We start from the raw sequence: 20,384 nt of genomic DNA, 5'->3' as shown, positions 1-20,384 counted from the left end.
GGTCGCGGGATCACCAGACGCGGACGGAGCCTCCCCGGGCGAAGGCCGGGCTCGTGGCGTCCGGCGGGACCTGCGTCAGCGGCTCGGCGATCTCCGCGACCGTCGGGCCGTGCTTGGCCGCCAGCGCGTCCAGCAGGGCGAGGTCGAAGCCGTAGACGCGGGCCGCGTTGCCGCCGGCCATCGCGGCGACCTCCTCCCGCGGGAGGCCCGCGTACGCGATGCGCAGGCCTTCGCGGGAGAACGGGGTGGTGCCCTCGTCGTGGGGGTAGTCGCTGCCCCACATGATCTTGTCGAGGCCGATCCGCTCCCGCAGCGGGACCTCGTGGGGGCGCATGAAGCTGGCCCCCACGAAGCAGTTGTCCCGCCAGACCTCGCTCGGGCCCTTGCCCATGGACTCCGCCAGGCCCGCCCCGAACTTGGCCTCCGCGGTGGCCGACGCCGCGACGAGCCGGCCGTGGTAGTAGTCCAGCATGTCGAGCACGCCCGGGATCCAGCCGGAGCCCTGCTCGGTCAGGACCAGCTTCAGGCCGGGGTGGCGGCGGAAGGCCCCGCCGAAGATGAGGTGCCACAGGGCCCGGTGCGAGAACCAGGTGGTCTCCACCATGAACACCGCCCGGGCCGCCGGTTCGTCGCCGAGCGGCGGCGACGCCGAGCCGCCGTGGTGGTTGACCGGGACGCCCAGCTCGTCGCACACCGCCCAGATCGGGTCGTACGCCGCCGAGTGGAGCTCCGGGACCGAGGAGCCGGGCGGGACGCCGGGCAGCAGGATGCCGCCCGTGAGGCCCGCCCCCCTCGTGCGGCGGATCTCCTTCACCGCCGCGTCCACGTCGTTCAGCAGGATCTGGACCACGCCCGCCCGGCGGCCCGGCGCCTCCGCGCAGAAGTCCGCCAGCCAGCGGTTGTGGGCCTGGAGCCCGGCCCAGCGCATCGTGTACTCCGCGGCCGTCGGCGGCTGGGCCATCAGGGAGGCCTTGGGGAAGAACGGCGGGATGGTGTTGGGGAAGACGACCTCGGCGACGATGCCGTCCGCCTCCAGTTCGGACAGCCGCCGCGCCGAGTTCCAGTTGCGGTCCGCGGTGTCCGCGAGGAGGTCCTCGTACGGGTTCACGTACGTGGCGGCCCAGGCGTCGAACTCGTCGTGGTACCGCTTCTCCAGGTACGGCCTGTAGTCCAGCAGGTCGGCGCCGGCATGGCAGTCCGCCGAGATGACCGTGTAGCGGTCGTCCGTCACGGCGACACCCCCAGGACCGGGAAGTCGTTGTCCGTCAGCCAGTGGCGGCCCACCTCCCTGGAGCGGGCCCACGAGGCCTCGACGCAGGCCTGGTCGGCGCTCTGGCCCAGCTCGGCCGGCGTCGGGCCGATCCGGCGGGCGATCGGGGCGAGCTCGTCCGTGTCGAAGCCGAACACGTCCGCCGCGGCCAGGCCCAGCATCCGGCGGGTCTCGCCGACGGGGATGTCGTGGAAGGTGTTCTTCAGCCAGCTCCGGGTGGCGGGCCAGGTCCCCTCGGGGTGCGGGAAGTCCGAGCCCCACAGGATGTTGTCCACGCCGATCTCGTAGCGCTGGGCGAGCTCGCGCCGTTTGGTGTTCGTGGCGCAGATGAACACCTGGCGGTCCAGGTATTCGCTCGGCGGGCGCTTCAGCTCCTCGAACGGCGACAGCTTCTTGCCGCCGTGCGCGCCGAGGTACAGCCGGTCCATGAACCACAGCTGGTTGGGCAGCCACCAGCAGCCCGATTCGGCCACCCCGAACTTCAGGCCCGGGTGCCGTTCGAAGACCCCGGACCAGAGCAGGAACCACAGCGGGCGGGCCGGCCACCAGGTGACCTCGGATACGAAGATGCCCAGGTGGTCGCCGTACTCGTGGCGGGGCGAGGACCCGGAGTGGGTGACGACCGGCATCCGCGTCTCGGCCGCGGCCGCCCAGACGGGGTCGTAGCGGCGGTCGTGGTAGGGCGCCTTGTCCACCCACATCGCGGGGATCATCAGCGCGCCGAGCCCGGACTCCTTGGCCCGGTGGATCTCGGCGACGACCTTCGACGGCTCCCCCGTGACGGGCAGCAGGGCGACCCCGCAGTGCCGCTCGGGGGTCTCGGAGACGAACTCCGCCAGCCAGCGGTTGTGCGCCTGCGCGCCCGCCATGCCGAGCTCGGGATCCTGGTCCCCGGAAAGCCCGAGGCCCACCCCGAAGGGCGCGGCGGTCTGGCTGTCCACGGCGTCGGCGTCGGGGAAGACGACCTCGGCGGCGACCCCGTCGCCGTCGAGCTCCTTCAGGCGCTGCGCGGTGTCCCAGCCGCCCTTGAGGCCTTCCTCGTGATCGTGGAACCACTTCTCGGCGAAGGCCTCGTTGCGGACGCCGAGGCGGGTGGCCTCGGCTCGGCGGGCGTCGCGCTGGCCCAGGAACTCGTCGAACTCGCGGTGGAAACGGGAGTCGAGGTAGGGGCGGTACCGCTCGGTCGGCAGTCCCGCGTGGCAGTCGGAGGAGATGATCAGGTACGGGTCTTCGTACGGCGTGTCACTCACGGCACGGCTCCTCAGTCGAGGATGAAGCTCTCCAGGTAGGCGGGGTTGGCGCGGTCGAGCATCGACTGCGACCGGGCGCGGATCTGCCGGTCGCTGTGCTCGCTCGCCGGGAGCATCCAGAAGCGGTCGGCGCGGATGCCGTCGACGACGTGCTCGGCGACCTCCTCGACCGGGGTGAAGGCCACCTCGTGGCCGGCTTCCCTCATCGCGGTCTCGTACTGTTCGAGGCTGCGGTACGGGGTCCTGCGCGGCCGCTGCTTGGCGTACCGCTCGGGCCGGTTGCGGTGCGACTCCCACAGCCCGGTGCGCAGCATGTGCGGTCCGGGGAAGAGGACGGACGCGCCGATGGCGGCGCCCTCCGCCTTGAGGTGGGCGTACAGCGACTCGGTCATGGTGACGACGGCCGCTTTGGTGACGGCGTAGACGGAGGCGGTGGGCAGCGGGGCGATGCCTCCGTCGCCGGAGGAGGTGTTGACGACGTGGCCGGGGCCGCCGCCGGCGATCATGCGGGGGACGAAGGCCTGGATGCCGTAGAAGACGCCCCAGACGTTGACGGAGAAGGCCCATTTCCAGTCGTTGGGCTCGTGCTCCCACATCCGGCCCTCGGCGCCGGAGCCGACGCCCGCGTTGTTGCAGAGCACGTGCACGGCGCCGAAGGTCTCGTAGGCGGCGTCGGCCAGTGCGGTCACGGAGTCGCGGTCGCTGACGTCGACGGCCCGGGCGAGCACCCGGGCGCCGTCGGCGGTCAGCTCGTCGGCGGCCTTGCGCAGGGCGCCCTCCTCCACGTCGGCGAGGACGACCGTCAGTCCCTCGCTCGCGAAACGGCGGGCCATGGCCAGTCCGATGCCACTGGCGGCGCCGGTGACGACGGCCACCTGTCCGGGTTCGAGGCGCACCTCACACGCTCCCCTCGGGCGGGCCGTCGAGGATCTGCATCGGGTCGTCGTAGCGCTGGTGGATGTACGGGAGGAGGGCCTGGGCGCTGATGCGCTCGACGACCCGGCCCTTCTGGTCGGTGGTCTTCTCGCCGATGGTGATCTCCGTGATCCGGCGTACGGGGAGGTCGGCGACGGGGTCGAACATCGACTCGCGCAGGACCACGTCACCGGTGATGTGCTCCAGCTTGCGGACCTTCTCGTTGCGGGTGACGTGCACGAGCACCGGGTCGGCGTCGAAGCCGGATCCGTCCACCGCGGGAAGGAACTTGAAGTAGAAGTCGGTCTTGGGCGCGGGCTCGGGCAGCGGCAGCTCGCGGTCGACCGCCCCGCGCACCTCGACGAAGGCGATCCCGTGCCGGGCCAGGGCGGCCCGTACGACGAGGCCCTCGCGCTCGACGGTGACCTCGCCCAGCTTCTTCGGCTCCCCGAAGACCTCGCGGCCGCCGACGAGCGCCCGCTCGTGGGTCATGGGCATGACCAGCGGGTACCAGCCCTCGACCCCGCCGTGCCGGGCGGCGACGGCCACCGAGCCGGCGCCGAGGGGGTATCCGGGCAGATCGACCTTGCTGATGTTGGCCCGCACCAGGGGCCGCTCGGCGGGCTTGAGCGGCGGCGGCAGGACCGCCGCCACCACGTCCGGGTCGCTCTCCCAGACCGCGACCACGCCGGTGGACCAGATGTCGGGGAGCCGGGAACTCTTCTCGCGCGACGCCGCGATCTCGCCCTCGGTGCGCGCTCCGTACCGTACGCGTGCCATGTATCGCACCATCCCTCGTCTCGGGGGGGGGAGCCGGTTCTGTAACACAGTTACACCGCCACCGATGAAGGGTAAAGACCCCTGCACCGACCAGAACTGACGGACCGACAGATTGGCGGAGGGACATGGCCAGAACCGCGCTCACCCGCGCCGAGGTGCTGGAGGCGGCCGCCTCCCTGGTCAAGCGGCACGGCCCGGCCGCCCTCACCATGCGCAGACTCGCCGCGGAGCTGGGCACCGCGGTGACCTCCATCTACTGGCACGTCGGCAACCGCGAATCCCTCCTCGACGCCCTCGTGGAGCGGACGGTCCAGGACATGGGGGCGATCCGGCCGGCCGGCCGCACCCCCGTCGAGCGGATCCTGTCCGTGGCCCGGACCCTGCGCCGGGAGCTGCGCGCACGCCCGCACCTGATCGCGCTGGTCCACGAACGCGGCCTCACCGAGCGGATGTTCCTGCCCGCCCAGCAGGCCCTGGTCCACGAGGTGCACGCGGCCGGGCTGCGCGGCGCCCGGGCCGCAGACGCGGTGCGCGCGGTGCAGTTCCAGATCGTCGGCTTCCTGCTCGTGGAACGCAACCGCGAACGCTCCCCCGCCCAGTCCCCCGCCGAGAGCGACCTCTGGGCCCCTCCCGCCGGCTCCGCCGGGGGGACCCCCGCCGCCCCCGACGACCCGGAACTCGCCCGCGCCCTCGCCCGCCCGGCAGACCCGGAACACCTTTTCCTGCTCTCCGTCCGGGCCCTCGTCCAGGCCCTGCTGGCCGACGGCGCGGCTTCCCGGCCGGCCTCCCGCTGAATCGGTGTGCGACCGGGGCCGTTGACGGGTGCGGGCTCGAACAGCTCGCCGCGGGCGACCTCGTCGCCGCGCCGGGCCGACCACCCGGCGACGACCGACGGGGCCACGGGTGTCAGTCCGTGCCGATATCCTCTGTGACCATGCTCGACGACCGTACGACCGCAGAGACGACGTGGCCGACCGCGTACCCCGAGGGGTACGCGGTCGTCGACGTGGAGACGACCGGGCTCGCTCGCGACGACCGGATAATCTCCGCCGCCGTCTACCGGCTCGACGCTCAGGGCAACGTGGAGGACCACTGGTACACCCTGGTCAACCCGCAGCGGGATCCCGGCCCGGTCTGGATCCACGGGCTGACCAGCGACATGCTCCAGGACGCCCCGCTCTTCCAGGACATCGCCGAGGAGTTCGCGGGCCGGCTCGCGGACCGGGTGCTGGTCGCACACAACGCCATCTTCGACTGGCAGATGATCGCCCGGGAGTACGCGCGGGCCGCGGTGACCGCACCGGTCCGTCAGCGGCTGTGCACCATCGCCCTGTCGAAGGAGCTGAACCTCCCGCTGCCCAACCACAAGCTGGAGTCGCTCGCAGCGCACTTCGGAGTCGTCCAGCAGCGCGCCCACCACGCCCTCGACGACGCCCGCGTGCTCGCGGAGGCGTTCCGTCCGTCACTGCACGCCGCCGCGCGGGAGGGCGTACGGCTGCCCCTGCTGGAATGCCGCCCGCTGATGGAGTGGTCGGACTCCCCCGTCACCCCGCGGATCGGCCGGCAGGCCTCGTACGGGAGCGGCAGCTGGCGGCCCTCGCGCAAGCGGCCGCCGTGCCCGCATCCGAACCCGGGGCGCTTCGAGGACGGCAAACCGCTCAAGCAGGGCATGCGGATCGCCTTCTCGGGTGACACCTCGGTGGAGCGGGAGCTGCTGGAGGACCGGGCCGTCGAGGCGGGCCTGCACATCGCGACGAGTGTGTCGCGGCTCACGAGCCTGCTCGTGACGAACGACCCCGACTCGGCCACCTCCAAGACGGTCAAGGCGAAGTCCTTCGGTACGCCGGTGGTCGACGAGGCGGCCTTCACCCAGCTGCTGCGGGATGTGGCTGCGGCAGACGGGTGAGCGTCGGGCGACTCGCCCGGCGCCCGCTTTCCGCCGCGCCCGTCCGGTCCCACCCTGTGGCGCATGGCACGTTGTGAGGTCTGCGGAAACGATTACGGCATGTCCTTCGAGGTGCACGCGCAGGGCAGCGTGCACGTCTTCGACTGCTTCTCCTGCGCCATCCACCGCATGGCGCCGATCTGCGAGCACTGCCGGGTGCAGATCATCGGGCAGGGCGTCGAGGTGGAGGGTCAGTGGTTCTGCGGGGCGCACTGCGCCCGCGCGGAGGGGAAGGTGGGCATCGTCGACCGCGTGTGACGCGCGGGTGGCCTGCACCCGGCCCTCGCCGCCCCCTCTGCCCGATCCCCACCCGATCCCCCGCCCGTTCTCTTCCCCGTTCCCCTTCCGCGACCCCGGACGGCCACCCGGCCACCGGGGTCCTCCCGGCTGGGGGTACCGTCGTGGGCGTGTACCGCTTTGTGCTGACCCGGCAATGGGTGTGCCTCACCCTGATCGCCCTCGCCCTCATCCCCACGATGATCAAGCTGGGGTTCTGGCAGTACCACCGCCATGAGCACCGGGTCGCACAGAACGAGCTGATCGCGGCGAACCTGGCCGCGAAGCCGGTCCCGATGACCGAGATCACCTCTCCCGGCCACACCGTCCCGCGTGCCGACTTCTGGCGCGCCGTCACCGCCACCGGCACGTACGACTCCGCGCACGAGGTCGTCGTCCGCATGCGGACCGACAACGACGAGAAGGTCGGCTTCCACGTCCTCACCCCGCTCGTGCTGTCCGACGGCCGGGTGGTCCTGGTCAACCGCGGCTGGGTGGCCGGCGGCGACGACCCGCGCGCGTACCCGCCGGTGCCGGCCGCGCCCTCGGGCGAGGTGACCGTCACCGGCCGGCTCAAGGCCGACGAGACGAGCGGCGGCAGCGGCATCAAGGACCGCAGGGGCCTGCCGGACCGCCAGGTGATGCTCATCAACAGCGAGCAGCAGGCGCAGTACCTGGGCCGGCCCGTCCTCGGCGGCTACCTGGAGCTCACCGCTCCGGCCCCGGCGGGCGGCAGCCCGGAGACGGTCGCCGAACCCGACCACGACTCGATCGGCCCGCACATGGCGTACGCCGTGCAGTGGTGGCTGTTCGCCGCGGCGGTTCCGGTGGGCTGGCTGGTCCTCGTACGGCGGGAGAGGCGCGACCGTGCGGAGGCCGCCGCGGCCGGCGCCACCCCCGAGCGGGAGCCGGCGCCGACGGCGTAGCGTGTCGGGCATGGATCTTGGACTGAAAGACCGTGTCTACGTCGTCACCGGAGCCACCCGGGGCCTGGGCTTCGCCTCGGCGCGCGAACTGGCGGCGGACGGCGCGAAGGTGATCGTGACGGGCCGCGACGCGGCACGGGCCGCCGATGCGGCGGCCTCGCTGGGCCCGGACGTGGTGGGCGTCGCCGCGGACAACGGCGACCCGGAGGCGGCGGCCCGGCTCGTCGCCACCGCGAAGGAACGCTTCGGCCGCCTGGACGGCATCCTCATCAGCGTCGGCGGCCCCGCCCCCGGCTTCGCGTCGACCAACACCGACGAGCAGTGGGCGGCGGCCTTCGAGTCGGTCTTCCTCGGCGCGGTACGGCTGGCCCGCGCGGCGGCGGCCGAGCTGGGCGAGGGCGGGGTCATCGGCTTCGTCCTGTCGGGCTCGGTCCACGAGCCGATCCCGGGCCTGACGATCTCCAACGGCCTGCGGCCGGGGCTGGCGGGCTTCGCCAAGTCCCTGTCGGTGGAGCTCGGACCGCGCGGCATCCGCGTCGTCGGGCTGCTGCCGGCCCGGATCGACACCGACCGCGTCCGCGAGCTCGACGCCCTGTCGGGTGATACGGCGACGGCCCGCGCGGCCAATGAATCCGGCATTCCGCTGCGCCGGTACGGCACCCCGGAGGAGTTCGGCCGCACGGCGGCGTTCCTGCTGTCGCCCGCGGCTTCGTACCTGACGGGCATCATGCTCCCGGTCGACGGCGGCGCCCGGCACGGCTTCTGACGCCCCGCCCTCCCCCGGGCCGGCCGCCTCAGGTGACGCGGCGGGCCCGGTGGGAGGTGGTCCGCAAGCGGGCCTCCGCGGCCAGTTCGGGGAGGCCCGCCGACCGGCGGGCATGGCCGAGGACCGGCCCCGCCAGCCCGGCCAGGGCATCGGCCGGCACCGCGTACGGCTCCAGCTCCAGCTCCATCCGCAGCTTCGGGGCCCCGCGCCGGCGCGGGCGGCCCTGCCGGCCCCGTAGGACGACACGGCACCGGGCGACCCCGTCCAGCGCGCCCGCCTCCGCGGCCACCGCCTCTTCCAGGGCCCGCCCGCGCAGCACGGCGTACGCCTCGTCGCCGGTGTCCACCACCAGCGCGGACAGCCGCGAGCGCCGCAGCTGCGCCAGCAGCCACCACAGCGCGAGCACCACGCACACCGCGAGCCCCGCCACGAGCGCCCACCACCACCAGCCCTCGGCGTGCCAGTACCGCTCGCGGGTCTGCGCCGACAGCAGCGGCTCGTGACGGCCGCCGAGCGGCCGCAGCGCCACCGCCAGCGCCACACCGACCGCCAGGAGCACGGCTCCGATGATCCCGAGCAGGACGCGGTTCACGGTTGCGAGCATCCCGTCACCTCTTCCCGACGGGGGCCCGGGTGACCCGTACCCGCGGCTGCGGCGGGTGCGCGAGGCCCAGTTCCCCGATGCCGGCGGTGAGGACCTCCTCCAGGTCGGCCCGTACGTCGTCCAGCTCGCGGAAGTGCGACTGTGCCCGGACCGCGACGCGGGACCGCCGCACCGCGACCCGCGCCGAGTGCACCCCGGACACCTCCATCGCCCGGTCCCGCAGGACCAGCGCGGCGGCCTTGCGTTCCAGTCCGGCGCGGACCCCGGCCTGTGTCTCCGGCGGCCGCATGGGAAGGATCCGGCGCAGCCCCGGCGTCACCGCGAGGAACAGGAGCAGTGCCCCGGCCACGGCGAGGACCCCGGCGGCGACGAGCACCCACGGGTCCGCGGGGGTCTGCCGCGCCAGCTGGTCGGCGAGCTCCCGGCGCCACTGCATGCCGGGGCGGCCGGCCCGCACGGCGGCGAGGTCGTAGAGGAACAGGCCCGCCACGCCGAGCAAGGCCAGGGCCGTCAGCGCGGCGGGGATCCGCCGGGCGGACCGGAAGCGGGCGACGTGCACCTGTGCGGGGGCGTGACCGGGGGCGGGTGCCGGGGCCCGGTCGGGTGCGGGCGCCGTCACCGCAGCTTCCGGTCCCGGACGGCGGCCGTGCGGGTGTGCGCGGAGTGCAGGTGCTCGATGTCGAGGTCCACTTCGGGCACGGACATGGAGGCGCACTCCTCGACGCGGCGGACGACCTGGCTGCGGACCGCCGCGCACTGGGCGGCGAGGTCGGAGGGGTAGTCGAGCTCCAGGCTCACCCGTACCCGGGCGATGTCGTGGTGCACGGTGACGGTGGCGTGCGGGGCGCCCGCCCCGGCGCCGGCGGCCCGGGGCGGTCCGCCCGGGTGGGCGGCGAGGGCCTCCCGGGCGGCCTGCGCCGCGATCTTGGCGACGACCCGGTCGGCGATCCGGGTGGCCCCCCGTTCCGCGGGGGGTACGCGCGGCGGAACCGCCCGTGGCGTGGTCATCGGCGCCTCACCTGTTGCGGTCTCGGGGGCGGAAGAAGTCGCCGGGTTCCAGGTCCCCGTCGAGGAACCTGCCGACGATGAAGCCGATGGCGCCGAGTGCCGCCACCAGCAGGAAGGCCCCGAATCCGCCGAAGTATCCGGCGAACGCGAGCGCCATGCCGGCGAAGAGGCCGACGACCGCCATCCTCATGCGTGCTCCTTCACCGGTGTCACTGGAGTCGGGACTCCGGCTCCTCGTCGGGCTCGTCGGGCAGCTTGACGTCGCTGACGGCGATGTTGACTTCGACGACCTCCAGGCCGGTCATCCGCTCGACGGACGAGATGACGTTCTCGCGGACGGCCCGGGCCACGTCGCGGATCGATACGCCGTAGTCGACGACGATCTCCAGGTCGAGGGCGGTCTGCACCTCGCCGACCTCGGCCTTCACCCCACGGGTGACCGAGGACTTCGTCCCGCCGGGCACCCGGTCGCGGACGGCGCCGAACGTACGGGAGAGGCCGGTGCCGCTGCCCATGGCGTGGACGCCGACCACCTCGCGGGCGGCCAGTCCGGCGATCTTCTCGACCACCCCGTCGGAGATGGTGGTGCGGCCGCGTTCGGCGGGGGCGCGGGAGGCACCCCCGGATCCGGATTCGCTCATCGCGTGTCCCTTCGCGCGGATCGGACTCACTTGGAACCACCGTAAGCGCGCGGCCGCGCCGGCGCTCAGGGACTACGGCCGGTCGGTGGGGACCGGACGGCCGACCGGCGACGGATCGCTGTCGGCCGGCCGGGCCCGCGGGGCCGGCCGGACGGGCCGGGGCCGCCGACCGGCCGGGGGGCGGGCGAACCGGGGATGCGCGAGATCCGGGGACGCGGGGCCGAACCGGGAACGCGGGTGAGCCGGGGGCGGAGGCCCCCGGAAAGCGACCGCGCTCGAGGGGTCAGTCGGAGACGCCGGCCAGGTCGCGCAGGCGGCGGGCCTGGGCGGCGCGCTCCGCGGAGCGCTGGGCGTCGTACGGCCGGGACCCGGCGTCGCGGAGCAGCGCCTTCGTCTCGATGACGGCGTCCCGCGGCGGAGCCAGCAGCGCCGTCGTGAGGTCCTGGACCGCCGCGTCGAGTTCGTCGGCCGGTACGACGAGGTTGGCCAGCCCGATCCGCTCCGCCTCCTCGGCATGCACGAAGCGGCCCGTCGCGCAGATCTCCAGCGCGCGGGCATAGCCGACCAGCGAGGTCAGCGGCTGGGTGCCGGCCAGGTCCGGCACGAGGCCCAGGCTGGTCTCGCGCATGGCGAACTGCACGTCGTCCGCGACCACGCGCAGGTCGCACGCCAGCGCGAGCTGGAAGCCGGCGCCGATCGCATGCCCCTGCACGGCGGCGATGGACACGATGTCGTTACGTCGCCACCAGGTGAAGGCCTCCTGGTACTCGGCGATGGTGGAGTCGAGCAGTTCGTCCGAACCGCGCGCCAGATCGAGGAAGGACGGCTCACCCTCGAAACCCTCGGGGGTGAACGCCTGCCGGTCGAGTCCGGCGGAGAAGGACTGGCCCTCACCGCGCAGCACCACGACCCGGACGGTGCCCGGCAGCGACCTTCCGGCCTCCGTCAACGCCCGCCAGAGCGCGGGGGACTGAGCGTTTCGCTTGGCCGGATTGGTCAGTGTCACCGTGGCGACCGAGTCGTCCACCGTGAGCCGTACGCCGTCCTTGTCGAGCAGAGCCATCTGTGTGCCTCCGGTGTGCAGTCGGCCGCCTCCCGGCCTAAGTGACTGCACAGTAACCACCCAGTCGACCGGACGGCCGACCGGGGGTCACCGAAGGAACCGCGGTGTGGGCAGACGTGCGTGTTGTACCCCGGCCCCGGGCCTGACGGCCTGGGGGTACCCCCCAGCGGTGGCGGGGGAGATCCGGGTCAGGCCGTAGCCGCCTTCTTGCCGCGCGTCGCGCCACCGCGACCACGCAGCACGACTCCGGACTCACTGAGCATCCGGTGGACGAATCCGTAGGACCGGCCGGTTTCCTCGGCCAGCGCACGGATACTCGCACCGGAGTCGTACTTCTTCTTCAGGTCTGCCGCGAGCTTGTCGCGCGCGGCGCCGGTTACCCGGCTGCCCTTCTTCAGAGTCTCGGCCACCCGTGCCTCCTCATGGGAAGTGCGCTCTGGACTTCTCATGATCACCCCTCCCCGGCTTCCTGGCCACCCATTCAGCAAGGTCGGTACGACGGCATTTCTCCGGCGATGGCCGCACGAGCAGAACGGAATCTCCTCTTCCGCTGCATGACGTCCGTCACACTCCTCCCCCCTCACCGGGAATCTCCAGGTCAGGGGCCGGACGCAGAAGAAAAACGGCCCCGGCGCCGCGCCCGGGCGGGCACGGCCGGGGCCGTCGTACAGAGCGCAGAGGTACGAGACCGTCTCACTCAGATGATGGATCACGCCTGAGCCGAATGATCCATAAGGAACTGGATCAACCTGCCGGGCGGTCGCGGGGCACTCCAGGCGGAGGTCAGGCGAGGGCGACGAGGTCCCGGTAGTCCGGGCCCCACAGGTCCTCGACGCCGTCCGGGAGCAGGATGATCCGCTCGGGTTCCAGCGCCTCGACCGCGCCCTCGTCGTGGGTGACGAGGATGACCGCGCCCTTGTACGTGCGCAGCGCACCGAGGATCTCCTCGCGGCTGGCCGGGTCCAGGTTGTTCGTGGGCTCGTCGAGGAGCAGCACGTTCGCCGAGGAGACGACCAGCGTGGCCAGGGCCAGACGGGTCTTCTCGCCGCCGGAGAGGACACCGGCCGGCTTGTCCACGTCGTCACCGGAGAAGAGGAACGAGCCCAGCGTCTTGCGTACGGCGACCAGGTCCAGGTCGGGCGCGGCGGAGCGCATGTTCTCCAGGACCGTCCGGTCGGGGTCGAGCGTCTCGTGCTCCTGGGCGTAGTAGCCGAGCTTGAGGCCGTGGCCCGGGGTGACCTCGCCGGTGTCCGGCTGCTCGGCGCCCGCGAGCAGCCGCAGCAGCGTGGTCTTGCCGGCGCCGTTGAGGCCGAGGATGACGACGCGGGAGCCCTTGTCGATGGCCAGGTCGACGTCGGTGAAGATCTCCAGGGAGCCGTACGACTTCGACAGGCCCTCGGCGGTCAGCGGGGTCTTCCCGCAGGGCGCCGGGTCCGGGAAGCGCAGCTTGGCGACCTTGTCGGAGACGCGGACGGCGTCCAGGCCGGCCAGCAGGCGGTCGGCGCGCTTGGCCATGTTCTGGGCGGCGACGGTCTTGGTCGCCTTGGCCCGCATCTTGTCGGCCTGCGAGTTCAGGGCCGCGGCCTTCTTCTCGGCGTTCTGGCGCTCGCGCTTGCGGCGCTTCTCGTCGGCCTCGCGCTGCTGCTGGTAGAGCTTCCAGCCCATGTTGTAGATGTCGATGACCGAGCGGTTGGCGTCCAGGTAGAAGACCTTGTTGACCACGGTCTCGACCAGGTCGACGTCGTGGGAGATCACGACGAAGCCGCCGCGGTAGTTCTTCAGGTAGTCGCGCAGCCAGACGATCGAGTCGGCGTCGAGGTGGTTGGTCGGCTCGTCGAGGAGCAGGGTGTCGGCGTCCGAGAAGAGGATCCGGGCGAGCTCGACGCGGCGGCGCTGACCGCCGGAGAGCGTGTGCAGCGGCTGGCCGAGGACCCGGTCGGGCAGGCTCAGGGCGGCCGAGATGGTCGCGGCCTCCGACTCGGCGGCGTACCCGCCCTTGGTCAGGAACTCGGTCTCCTGGCGCTCGTACTGCTTGAGCGCCTTCTCACGGGTCGCCCCCGAGCCGGTGGCGATGCGCTCCTCGTTCATCCGCATCTTCTTGATCAGGACGTCGAGGCCGCGGGCGGACAGGATCCGGTCGCGGGCGAGCACGTCGAGATCGCCGGTGCGCGGGTCCTGCGGGAGGTAGCCGACCTCACCCGAGCGGGTGATGGAGCCGCCGGCGGGCTGGCCCTCGCCGGCCAGGCACTTGGTGAGGGTGGTCTTGCCCGCTCCGTTGCGGCCGACCAGGCCGATGCGGTCGCCCTTGGCGATGCGGAAGGAAGCGGACTCGATGAGGACGCGGGCGCCGGCGCGCAGCTCGATGCCGGTGGCGGTGATCACGGAAATACTCCAGGGCGGGGGGGACGGCGGAAGGGGGGCAGGACGCGATGCTTCGACGCCGCTAATCCGCGAGGAGATTTGCCATGGGATTCATTCTACCGGGGGTGTGCAACTGGTTATGGGGGCGTTGGCCCCCCGGGATGCCCGGGCGCGTATCAGGATGGACCGGGTGATATGCGCCGCAGGGGCGGCCACCTGGAACCGAGGGCGGTGGGGCATGCAGTTCGACGACGACGCCGATCTGGACACTTCCGAGGTCGAGGACGCGCGCGGCAGCCGCGTCCCGGGCGGGCGGGCGACCATCGGCGGCGGCATCGCGGGCCTCATCGCGCTGGTCCTCGGGCTGCTCTTCGGGGTGGGCCCGGACCAGCTGGGGCTGTCCTCCGGGAACCCGGAGCCGGTGGCGACCTCCTCCTCCGTCAGCGAGGTGCAGCAGAGCTGCAGGACCGGGCGGGACGCGAACAGCCGGGAGGACTGCCGGCTGGTCGCGGTCGTCAACAGCACCCAGGACTTCTGGAAGGACGAGTTCACCCGGCGCGGCGGCCGGTACACGCCGGCGTCCACGGTCTTCTTCACCGGCCGCGTGAACACCGGCTGCGGGACCGCCACCTCGGCGGTCGGCCCCTTCTACTGCCCCGCCGACCGGCGGGTCTACCTGGACCTGGGGTTCTTCGAAGAGCTGCGGACGAAGTTCGGCGCGAGCGGCGGTCCGTTCGCCCAGGCCTACGTCGTCGCCCACGAGTACGGGCACCACGTCCAGAACCTGACCGGAACCCTGCAGAAGGCCCAGGACGGGCGGCAGGGCGCGAACAGCAACGCGGTCAAGGTCGAGCTCCAGGCCGACTGCTACGCCGGGGTGTGGGCGCACAACGCGACGAGGACCCCGGACGGGTCCACGGGCCGGCCGCTGATCACCAGCCTGACCGACGAGGACCTCAGGGACGGCCTGGACGCGACGGCGGCCATCGGCGACGACCGGATCCAGGAGAGGTTCCAGGGTCGCGTCACCCCGGAGTCCTGGACGCACGGTTCGGCCCGGCAGCGCCAGCAGTGGTTCTACCAGGGCTACCGCACGGGCGACATGGCCCAGTGCAACACCTTCCGCTGACCGCCCTCCGGCGACCGCCCGCCCGGCCGCCCTCCGTGGCCGCCTCCCTGGCGCTGTCAGTGCCGCCTGCCATGCTGTGGCGTGGGTCACACCCACGACCACCAGAAGGAGTGATCGTCATGGCAAGCGTTCCGTCCATCTATCCGACCCTGCTCTACGCCGACGCCAAGGCGGCGATCCGGCAGCTGACGGAAGCGTTCGGATTCACCCAGGTCGCGGTGTACGAGGGTGACGACGGGGCCGTGATGCACGCCGAGCTGTCGTACGGGAACGGCGCCGTCATGCTCGGCAGCAAGGGCCGCGGCGGCGTGTTCGACAAGGTGATGGAGGGCGCCGGGCCGGCCGGGGTCTACGTCGTCGTCGACGACGTGGACGCGCACCACCGCCGGGCCGCCGAGCACGGGGCGCAGATCCTGATGGAGCCCACCGACCAGGACTACGGCTCGCGCGACTACATGGCCCGTGACGCGGAGGGCAACATCTGGAGCTTCGGGACGTACGCGCCGCAGGTCTGAGCCCGCGGCGCGCCGTCCCGCGGCGGCTACGCCCCGCCGGTGTGCACCTGGAACGCGGCCCGGCGGACCGCCTTGGCCAGGGCCGGGTCGGGGTGTGCGGCGGCCAGGGCGACCAGGACCTGGACGGTGCGCGGGTGGCCGACGGCGCGGACCTCGTCGAGCAGCCGCGGGACGGTGGTCCGGACCGCCGAGTCGAGGTGGCGCGCCAGCAGGTCCGCCTCGCCGTGGTCGGCGATGGCGGCCGCGGTGTCCACCCAGAGCCAGGTCGACTCCTCCGCGGTGAGCACGTCCTGGGCCTCGTCGGGGTCCACCCCGTCGTGCTCGGCGAGCCAGAGCAGGGCGTAGGGCCTCAGGGCGGGATCGCGGACGGCGGCGCGCACCTCGGGTTCGGCCGGGGCGCCGACCACGCGCAGGGCTTCGAAGGCCAGGCCGCGCAGCAGGGCGTCCTCGCCGCGGGCCGCGTGCAGGAGCTCGCTGACGGCGTGGCCGACGGGCCGGGCGGCGAGCCAGGCCCGGTACTCGGCGCGGGCCGGTCCCGGGGTGAGCCGGGCGCAGCCGTGCAGCATCGCCGCGGCGGACTGCTCGATGTTCCCGGCCGGGCTCTGCGCGGCGACGCAGATCTGTTCGAGCTTGACCCAGACGGCCCAGCTGCCGAGCGGGGTGAGGGCGGCCTGCGCGGGGCCGAGGGTGACGGCGTCGACGGCGGCGAGTCCGCCCAGCGCCCAGCGCAGCAGCCGGGCGAGCGGGACGGGCGCCGCGTGGCCGGCCGCCCCGGGATCGGCCGCAGGTGCGGTGGCCGTCTGGACGGGGGCGGTCTGGGCCACGGCCGCAGGTGCGGTGGCCGACGGTGCGGTGGCCGACGTTCCGTCAGCCGGCGAAGTCTCGCGCGCCGGGGCGTCATAGGGGACCTCGCACCGCTCGTCGCGCAGTTCGGTGACCCGCTGGCCGAGCAGGTCCAGCAGGTCCGGAACGGTCACGGGACCGGCGGACAGCTGGAGCAGGGAGAGCAGTTGGGGCATCGCCTCGACCACCTCGGCGACGACCGAGGGGGTGATGTCGGCGGGCGCCGGGTGGACCAGCGACCAGGCGTCGAACAGCGCCACCCAGCCGCGCAGCACGGCGGTGTCGTCGCGGTCCCAGGCCCGCAGCCGCCAGCCGGGCCGGGCTTGGCCGCCGTGCACCTCGACGAGGCCGGCGAGCCGGGCGCGGTCCCAGCCGACCCGGATCTGTCCGTGGGTCAGGTTCAGTGCGCCGGCGGCGCGTTCGACGTCGGCGGCGGGCAGTGCTCCCGCCGGGGCGGGGCGGCCTCCGTCGCCGGCGCCGAGGTTGAGTTCGGCCCAGCGGGCCAGCCGTACGGCGTCGGCCAGCGAGGCCCGGGCCCGGGTGGCGAGTTCGGCCGTGGCCGGGGTTCCTGCCGGGGGCCGGGCAGCGGGACGCGCGCGCCGGTCGGTCACCGCCTTGCGGGCCGCGGCGACGGAACGCGGGGAGACGAGTCGGAGTCTGGAGTCGCGAGCCAACTGCTCATCAGGCTTTCGGGACGTCACGGAAGCAGTCTCGCCCGTCACCGGCCGAAAGCCCAAACGGAACCAGCCATTATCAGCACTCGCCGGGGGGACATACGGGGAGAATGCCTCCTCCCCGTCCCGTCCGGCACACGGCCTTCACATAAGAGGGGTCAGGAACCGCCTCAGGGCTTCCTCGTATCCGGCCGGATCCGCGTTCCACATCGCCCCGTGCGGCGCCTCGCGGACGGTCCGCAGGGTGACCAGGTCGGGGCGTGCGGCGGCGAGCCGGCGCGAGGGCTCCCACGGGGCCAGCGTGTCGTCCGGCCCGTGGTAGATCAGCACGGGGATGCGCAGCGCGCCCGGGTCCGTGCCCGGGGGCCGGTGGTCGGCACCCAGTCCGGCCCGGCCCTCGGCGGCCCGCACCGCGAACGGCACCAGGGGGGCGGGGGTGCGGCGGGCGGCGACGAGTGCGCGCAGGGTGGTGTGCCAGTCGAGCACCGGCGAGTCCAGCACGAGTCCGGAGATCCGGTCGGCGAGGGCCGAGCGCTCGGCGGCGTGCAGGGCCATGGCGGCACCGGTGGACCAGCCGTGCAGGACGACCCGGCGGGCACCGTAGCGCAGGGCGTAGCGGATGGCGGCGTCCACGTCCCGCCATTCCGATTCGCCGAGGTGGCCGAGACCGTCCGGTGACGCCGGGGCGCCGAGGTCGCCCCGGTAGGCGAGGTCCAGGACGGGCATCCGCTGGCCGTGCAGGAAGGGCATGACCACCATCGGGTGCTCGCGGGTGGCGCCGAGCCCGTGCACGGTGATCACCCAGGTGTCGCGGGCGCCGGGCACGAACCAGGCGGGCAGCGCCCCGAGCTCGCCGGGGACGTCGACGTCGGCGTGGTCGAGCCCGAGTGCGGTGCGCGGGTTGCCCGCGTAGACCTGGGGGGTGAGGGTGACGCGCGCGCCGGGACCGAGGCTCCCGTGGGTGACGGCGAGCAGCCGGCGCACGACGGTGTCCGGGTGCTGGGCGGCGCCGTCGAGGACGGGCCCCACGGCGGCGTGCACCCCGGGGGCGGTGAGCCCGTACGTTCCCGGGCGCAGGGAGGCCAGCGAGCGGGTCAGCGTGATGCGGCCGGAGCCGGCGGCGTGGACCGTGAGTCGGGGCCCGCCGGGCAGGGGGCGGCCGGGCTCGTGCCGCAGGGCGGCGTCGGCCGCGTACCGGCCGGCCGCGACTGCGGCCGCACCGGCCCCGACGAGGGTGGTCGCGAGGGCCGCGGCCGTCGCTGTGGCGGTACGCACCGCTCCAGTGTCGGGGCGGGAGCGCGAACGGGCCACTGGAGCGGAATGCTCCGGTTGATGCCGGGCGGCGTCGGGAAGAGATCGCGAAGAGCCCCTCGCGGGTGCGGCCGGTGAGGTGATCTGGATCACTTCCGGGGCACCTCGGGGGCGGGTCCGAGGGCTTCCGCCCCCCTGCGGAGCCGTTCGTTCACCCCGCTTTGACGTGCATTAATCGGTATATCAGCCAAAAAAACCGGACGAAGGTCCCGATGGCACGACGGGCCAGTACACCGCTCCGCCCGAGCCAGTTCATCTTCCGTTCACTCAGATTGCCTACGGTCGCCGAGCCACTGACGCCAAACAGAAGCCTGGGTAAATGGAGCACATAACGCTTCTCCTCGGGATCGTGATCATCACCGCTCTCGTGTTCGACTTCACGAACGGTTTCCACGACACAGCCAACGCGATGGCCACCACCATCTCGACCGGCGCCCTCAAGCCCAAGACGGCGGTGGCCATGTCCGCCGTGCTCAACCTCGTCGGCGCGTTCATGTCCGTGGAGGTCGCCAAGACGATCTCCAAGGGCCTGATCAACGAGGAGGGCATCCAGCCAGAAGTGATCTTCGCCGCGCTGGTCGGAGCGATCCTCTGGAACCTCGTCACCTGGCTGGTCGGGCTCCCCTCCAGCTCCTCCCACGCACTGATGGGCGGCCTGATCGGCGCCGCGGTCGCCTCCGCCGGCATCGGCGCGGTCAACGGCAGCGTCGTCGTCACGAAGGTGCTGATCCCCGCGGTCGCCGCCCCGATCGTGGCCGGTGCGGCCGCGATGCTGGCCGCGAAGGTCACGTACAAGCTCGGTGGCAAGGTCGGCGGCAGGACCGCCACCAAGGGCTACCGCGCCGGGCAGATCGCCTCGGCCGGTCTCGTCTCCCTCGCGCACGGCACCAACGACGCGCAGAAGACGATGGGCATCATCACCCTGGCCCTCGTCGCGGGCGGCGCCCTGGACTCCGGCGCGAACCCGCCGGTGTGGGTCATCGTCTCCGCGGGTCTGGCCATCGCACTGGGCACCTCCCTGGGCGGCTGGCGCATCATCCGCACCCTGGGCAGCGGCCTGACCGACCTCCAGCCGCAGCAGGGCTTCGCCGCCCAGACCTCGGCCGCGAGCGTCATCCTGGCCTCCTCCACCCTCGGCTTCTCCCTCTCCACCACCCACGCGTGCTCCGGCGCCGTCATGGGTGCGGGCCTGGGCCGCAAGGGCGGTGTGGTCCGCTGGTCCACCGCCACCCGCATGTTCATCGCGTGGGGCCTGACCCTGCCGGCCGCCGCCGTCGTCGCCTCCGGCGCCGAGCTGGTCATGCGCACCGGTGACGTCGGCGTCGCCGCCGTCGCGCTCTTCCTGGTCGCCTCCTGCGTCGCCATCTGGCTCATCTCGCGCCGCCAGGTCGTCGACCACAGCAACGTCAACGGCGCGCAGGCCGCCGCGGCCGAGGAGCCGGGTGTCGTCACCACGGCCATGGCCGCCGTGACCGTCCCGCCGACCATGGCCGCCGAGGCTGCCGCCGGTACGACCGCCGCGGTGACCGACGAGGACCTGAAGGCCACCATCCCGGCCGCCGCCTCCGCGGCTCCGGCGGCCCCCGCCGCCGCGGTCTGACCCCGAGAACGACAGAGGATTCCGCAGTATGAAGATCGACTGGGCAGCACTCGGCTCCGTCTTCGGGGTCAGCCTCTCCGCCACCGTCGCGCTCGTGGCCCTGTTCACGATGGGCCTGGTGGGCCTCTCCAAGCACGAGGCCGCCACCGAGCAGGGCGGCACCGCCACCCTGGCCCGCAGCGGTGCGTACGTCTGCTTCGCGCTCGTCGCGGCGGCCGTGGTGTACGGCTTCTACCTGATCGTCGCCTGACCGGTTCGGACACGGCGTACGAAAGCTCCCTCCGGGTTTCCCGGGGGGAGCTTTCCCGTGCCCGGGAGCCGTTGCCGCGGCCTGCCCCGCCGCAGGTCAACGGCGAGTTGACGGGCCTTCGCGGTGCGTGGTGGACTGCGCGAGCCAATACGGCGGCATGGAGAGGAAGTCCGGTGCGAATCCGGCGCGGTCCCGCCACTGTCACCGGGGAGCACGCGGCGCGTGCGCCCCGGGAGCCAGGAACTCCCACCGCCGGA

Annotated in this window: 23 protein-coding genes and 1 riboswitch; of the genes, 9 read left to right on the top strand and 14 right to left on the bottom strand. The window is 73.1% G+C overall.

The window, feature by feature from the left end:
- Nucleotides 1-10: 10 nt before the first annotated feature.
- Genes ACIPK4_RS12630 through ACIPK4_RS12615 form a run of 4 tightly spaced genes read right to left on the bottom strand, consistent with a single transcriptional unit; the run spans nt 11 to nt 4,215 of the window.
- A complete protein-coding gene (locus tag ACIPK4_RS12630; protein ID WP_402311699.1) occupies nt 11-1,231 on the bottom strand; it encodes an amidohydrolase family protein in 1,221 nt (406 codons plus the stop codon).
- Entirely contained in the window at nt 1,228-2,520 is a 1,293-nt protein-coding gene (locus ACIPK4_RS12625; RefSeq protein ID WP_402311696.1) for an amidohydrolase family protein, read from the bottom strand. Before ACIPK4_RS12625 ends, ACIPK4_RS12630 begins: the two co-directional genes overlap by 4 nt.
- Nucleotides 2,521-2,531: 11 nt before the next feature.
- Entirely contained in the window at nt 2,532-3,416 is an 885-nt protein-coding gene (locus tag ACIPK4_RS12620) for an SDR family NAD(P)-dependent oxidoreductase (RefSeq protein WP_402311694.1), read from the bottom strand.
- 1 nt (nt 3,417) lies between these two features.
- Nucleotides 3,418-4,215, bottom strand: a complete 798-nt coding sequence (locus tag ACIPK4_RS12615) for an acetoacetate decarboxylase family protein (RefSeq protein WP_376192127.1) — start codon at nt 4,213-4,215, stop codon at nt 3,418-3,420.
- Between the two features lie 125 nt (nt 4,216-4,340).
- On the opposite strand from ACIPK4_RS12615, the gene ACIPK4_RS12610 reads away from it, so the two are divergent.
- The 5 genes from ACIPK4_RS12610 (at nt 4,341) to ACIPK4_RS12590 (ending at nt 8,128) form a co-directional block, all read left to right on the top strand.
- On the top strand, nt 4,341-5,009 hold the full coding sequence (locus ACIPK4_RS12610; protein ID WP_402311691.1) for a TetR/AcrR family transcriptional regulator: 669 nt from the start codon (nt 4,341-4,343) through the stop codon (nt 5,007-5,009).
- Nucleotides 5,010-5,143: 134 nt separating this feature from the next.
- Nucleotides 5,144-6,121 carry a DEDDh family exonuclease gene (locus tag ACIPK4_RS12605; RefSeq protein WP_402311820.1) on the top strand — a complete coding sequence of 326 codons (978 nt, stop codon included), beginning with the start codon at nt 5,144-5,146 and terminating at the stop codon, nt 6,119-6,121.
- A 63-nt stretch (nt 6,122-6,184) separates the two neighbouring features.
- Nucleotides 6,185-6,418, top strand: coding sequence for a hypothetical protein (locus ACIPK4_RS12600; RefSeq protein WP_078613516.1), 234 nt, complete (start codon nt 6,185-6,187; stop codon nt 6,416-6,418).
- Nucleotides 6,419-6,567: 149 nt separating this feature from the next.
- A complete protein-coding gene (locus tag ACIPK4_RS12595; protein ID WP_054222752.1) occupies nt 6,568-7,362 on the top strand; it encodes an SURF1 family protein in 795 nt (264 codons plus the stop codon).
- A 10-nt stretch (nt 7,363-7,372) separates the two neighbouring features.
- Nucleotides 7,373-8,128 (top strand): SDR family oxidoreductase, encoded by a 756-nt coding sequence (locus ACIPK4_RS12590; RefSeq protein WP_402311688.1) that lies wholly within the window; start codon nt 7,373-7,375, stop codon nt 8,126-8,128.
- Nucleotides 8,129-8,156: 28 nt separating this feature from the next.
- Here ACIPK4_RS12590 and amaP read toward each other — a convergent pair whose 3' ends face one another.
- From amaP to ACIPK4_RS12550, 8 genes are all read right to left on the bottom strand, one after another.
- Nucleotides 8,157-8,732, bottom strand: a complete 576-nt coding sequence (amaP, locus tag ACIPK4_RS12585) for an alkaline shock response membrane anchor protein AmaP (RefSeq protein WP_402311685.1) — start codon at nt 8,730-8,732, stop codon at nt 8,157-8,159.
- Nucleotides 8,733-8,736: 4 nt separating this feature from the next.
- Nucleotides 8,737-9,351, bottom strand: coding sequence for a DUF6286 domain-containing protein (locus ACIPK4_RS12580; protein ID WP_402311683.1), 615 nt, complete (start codon nt 9,349-9,351; stop codon nt 8,737-8,739).
- Nucleotides 9,348-9,740, bottom strand: coding sequence for a hypothetical protein (locus ACIPK4_RS12575; RefSeq protein ID WP_402311681.1), 393 nt, complete (start codon nt 9,738-9,740; stop codon nt 9,348-9,350). Before ACIPK4_RS12575 ends, ACIPK4_RS12580 begins: the two co-directional genes overlap by 4 nt.
- Nucleotides 9,741-9,747: 7 nt before the next feature.
- Nucleotides 9,748-9,930: a hypothetical protein gene (locus ACIPK4_RS12570; RefSeq protein WP_054222693.1), complete on the bottom strand. Its 183-nt coding sequence runs from the start codon at nt 9,928-9,930 to the stop codon at nt 9,748-9,750.
- A 19-nt stretch (nt 9,931-9,949) separates the two neighbouring features.
- On the bottom strand, nt 9,950-10,381 hold the full coding sequence (locus ACIPK4_RS12565; RefSeq protein WP_376192112.1) for an Asp23/Gls24 family envelope stress response protein: 432 nt from the start codon (nt 10,379-10,381) through the stop codon (nt 9,950-9,952).
- A gap of 283 nt (nt 10,382-10,664) precedes the next feature.
- The gene (locus ACIPK4_RS12560; protein WP_054222695.1) at nt 10,665-11,444 is read right to left on the bottom strand and encodes an enoyl-CoA hydratase/isomerase family protein; all 780 of its coding nucleotides are present in this window, start codon (nt 11,442-11,444) and stop codon (nt 10,665-10,667) included.
- A 188-nt stretch (nt 11,445-11,632) separates the two neighbouring features.
- Entirely contained in the window at nt 11,633-11,854 is a 222-nt protein-coding gene (locus tag ACIPK4_RS12555; RefSeq protein WP_054222696.1) for a helix-turn-helix domain-containing protein, read from the bottom strand.
- Between the two features lie 373 nt (nt 11,855-12,227).
- Nucleotides 12,228-13,826 (bottom strand): ABC-F family ATP-binding cassette domain-containing protein, encoded by a 1,599-nt coding sequence (locus ACIPK4_RS12550; protein WP_376192108.1) that lies wholly within the window; start codon nt 13,824-13,826, stop codon nt 12,228-12,230.
- A gap of 217 nt (nt 13,827-14,043) precedes the next feature.
- Here ACIPK4_RS12550 and ACIPK4_RS12545 point away from each other — a divergent pair, with 217 nt between their 5' ends.
- Both ACIPK4_RS12545 and ACIPK4_RS12540 read left to right on the top strand, forming a co-directional pair.
- Nucleotides 14,044-14,934, top strand: a complete 891-nt coding sequence (locus tag ACIPK4_RS12545) for a neutral zinc metallopeptidase (RefSeq protein ID WP_402311676.1) — start codon at nt 14,044-14,046, stop codon at nt 14,932-14,934.
- Between the two features lie 119 nt (nt 14,935-15,053).
- On the top strand, nt 15,054-15,449 hold the full coding sequence (locus ACIPK4_RS12540) for a VOC family protein (protein WP_402311673.1): 396 nt from the start codon (nt 15,054-15,056) through the stop codon (nt 15,447-15,449).
- 26 nt (nt 15,450-15,475) lie between these two features.
- On the opposite strand, the gene ACIPK4_RS12535 is transcribed toward ACIPK4_RS12540, so the two are convergent.
- Both ACIPK4_RS12535 and ACIPK4_RS12530 read right to left on the bottom strand, forming a co-directional pair.
- Nucleotides 15,476-16,993, bottom strand: a complete 1,518-nt coding sequence (locus tag ACIPK4_RS12535; protein WP_402311670.1) for a hypothetical protein — start codon at nt 16,991-16,993, stop codon at nt 15,476-15,478.
- A 117-nt stretch (nt 16,994-17,110) separates the two neighbouring features.
- Nucleotides 17,111-18,241, bottom strand: a complete 1,131-nt coding sequence (locus ACIPK4_RS12530) for an alpha/beta hydrolase family protein (RefSeq protein WP_402311667.1) — start codon at nt 18,239-18,241, stop codon at nt 17,111-17,113.
- Between the two features lie 355 nt (nt 18,242-18,596).
- On the opposite strand from ACIPK4_RS12530, the gene ACIPK4_RS12525 reads away from it, so the two are divergent.
- Together ACIPK4_RS12525 and ACIPK4_RS12520 are read left to right on the top strand one after the other, a co-directional pair.
- Nucleotides 18,597-19,877, top strand: a complete 1,281-nt coding sequence (locus tag ACIPK4_RS12525; protein ID WP_402311665.1) for an anion permease — start codon at nt 18,597-18,599, stop codon at nt 19,875-19,877.
- A gap of 28 nt (nt 19,878-19,905) precedes the next feature.
- Nucleotides 19,906-20,127 (top strand): hypothetical protein, encoded by a 222-nt coding sequence (locus tag ACIPK4_RS12520; protein WP_054222702.1) that lies wholly within the window; start codon nt 19,906-19,908, stop codon nt 20,125-20,127.
- A 161-nt stretch (nt 20,128-20,288) separates the two neighbouring features.
- Nucleotides 20,289-20,373, top strand: a riboswitch (cobalamin riboswitch).
- The last annotated feature ends 11 nt before the right edge of the window (nt 20,374-20,384 follow it).

It is taken from the genome of Streptomyces sp. NPDC086989 (assembly GCF_044745505.1).
Classification (GTDB): Bacteria; Actinomycetota; Actinomycetes; order Streptomycetales; family Streptomycetaceae; genus Streptomyces.
This window is presented reverse-complemented; position numbering and strand designations above follow the sequence as displayed.

Coding starts and splice junctions, on each gene's coding strand:
- ACIPK4_RS12615 (WP_376192127.1), bottom strand. CDS start 4,215: ATGGCACGCGTACGGTACGGAGCGCGCACCGAGGGCGAGATCGCGGCG.
- ACIPK4_RS12610 (WP_402311691.1), top strand. CDS start 4,341: ATGGCCAGAACCGCGCTCACCCGCGCCGAGGTGCTGGAGGCGGCCGCC.
- ACIPK4_RS12600 (WP_078613516.1), top strand. CDS start 6,185: ATGGCACGTTGTGAGGTCTGCGGAAACGATTACGGCATGTCCTTCGAG.
- ACIPK4_RS12590 (WP_402311688.1), top strand. CDS start 7,373: ATGGATCTTGGACTGAAAGACCGTGTCTACGTCGTCACCGGAGCCACC.
- amaP (WP_402311685.1), bottom strand. CDS start 8,732: ATGCTCGCAACCGTGAACCGCGTCCTGCTCGGGATCATCGGAGCCGTG.
- ACIPK4_RS12575 (WP_402311681.1), bottom strand. CDS start 9,740: ATGACCACGCCACGGGCGGTTCCGCCGCGCGTACCCCCCGCGGAACGG.
- ACIPK4_RS12570 (WP_054222693.1), bottom strand. CDS start 9,930: ATGAGGATGGCGGTCGTCGGCCTCTTCGCCGGCATGGCGCTCGCGTTC.
- ACIPK4_RS12565 (WP_376192112.1), bottom strand. CDS start 10,381: ATGAGCGAATCCGGATCCGGGGGTGCCTCCCGCGCCCCCGCCGAACGC.
- ACIPK4_RS12560 (WP_054222695.1), bottom strand. CDS start 11,444: ATGGCTCTGCTCGACAAGGACGGCGTACGGCTCACGGTGGACGACTCG.
- ACIPK4_RS12545 (WP_402311676.1), top strand. CDS start 14,044: ATGCAGTTCGACGACGACGCCGATCTGGACACTTCCGAGGTCGAGGAC.
- ACIPK4_RS12540 (WP_402311673.1), top strand. CDS start 15,054: ATGGCAAGCGTTCCGTCCATCTATCCGACCCTGCTCTACGCCGACGCC.
- ACIPK4_RS12525 (WP_402311665.1), top strand. CDS start 18,597: ATGGAGCACATAACGCTTCTCCTCGGGATCGTGATCATCACCGCTCTC.
- ACIPK4_RS12520 (WP_054222702.1), top strand. CDS start 19,906: ATGAAGATCGACTGGGCAGCACTCGGCTCCGTCTTCGGGGTCAGCCTC.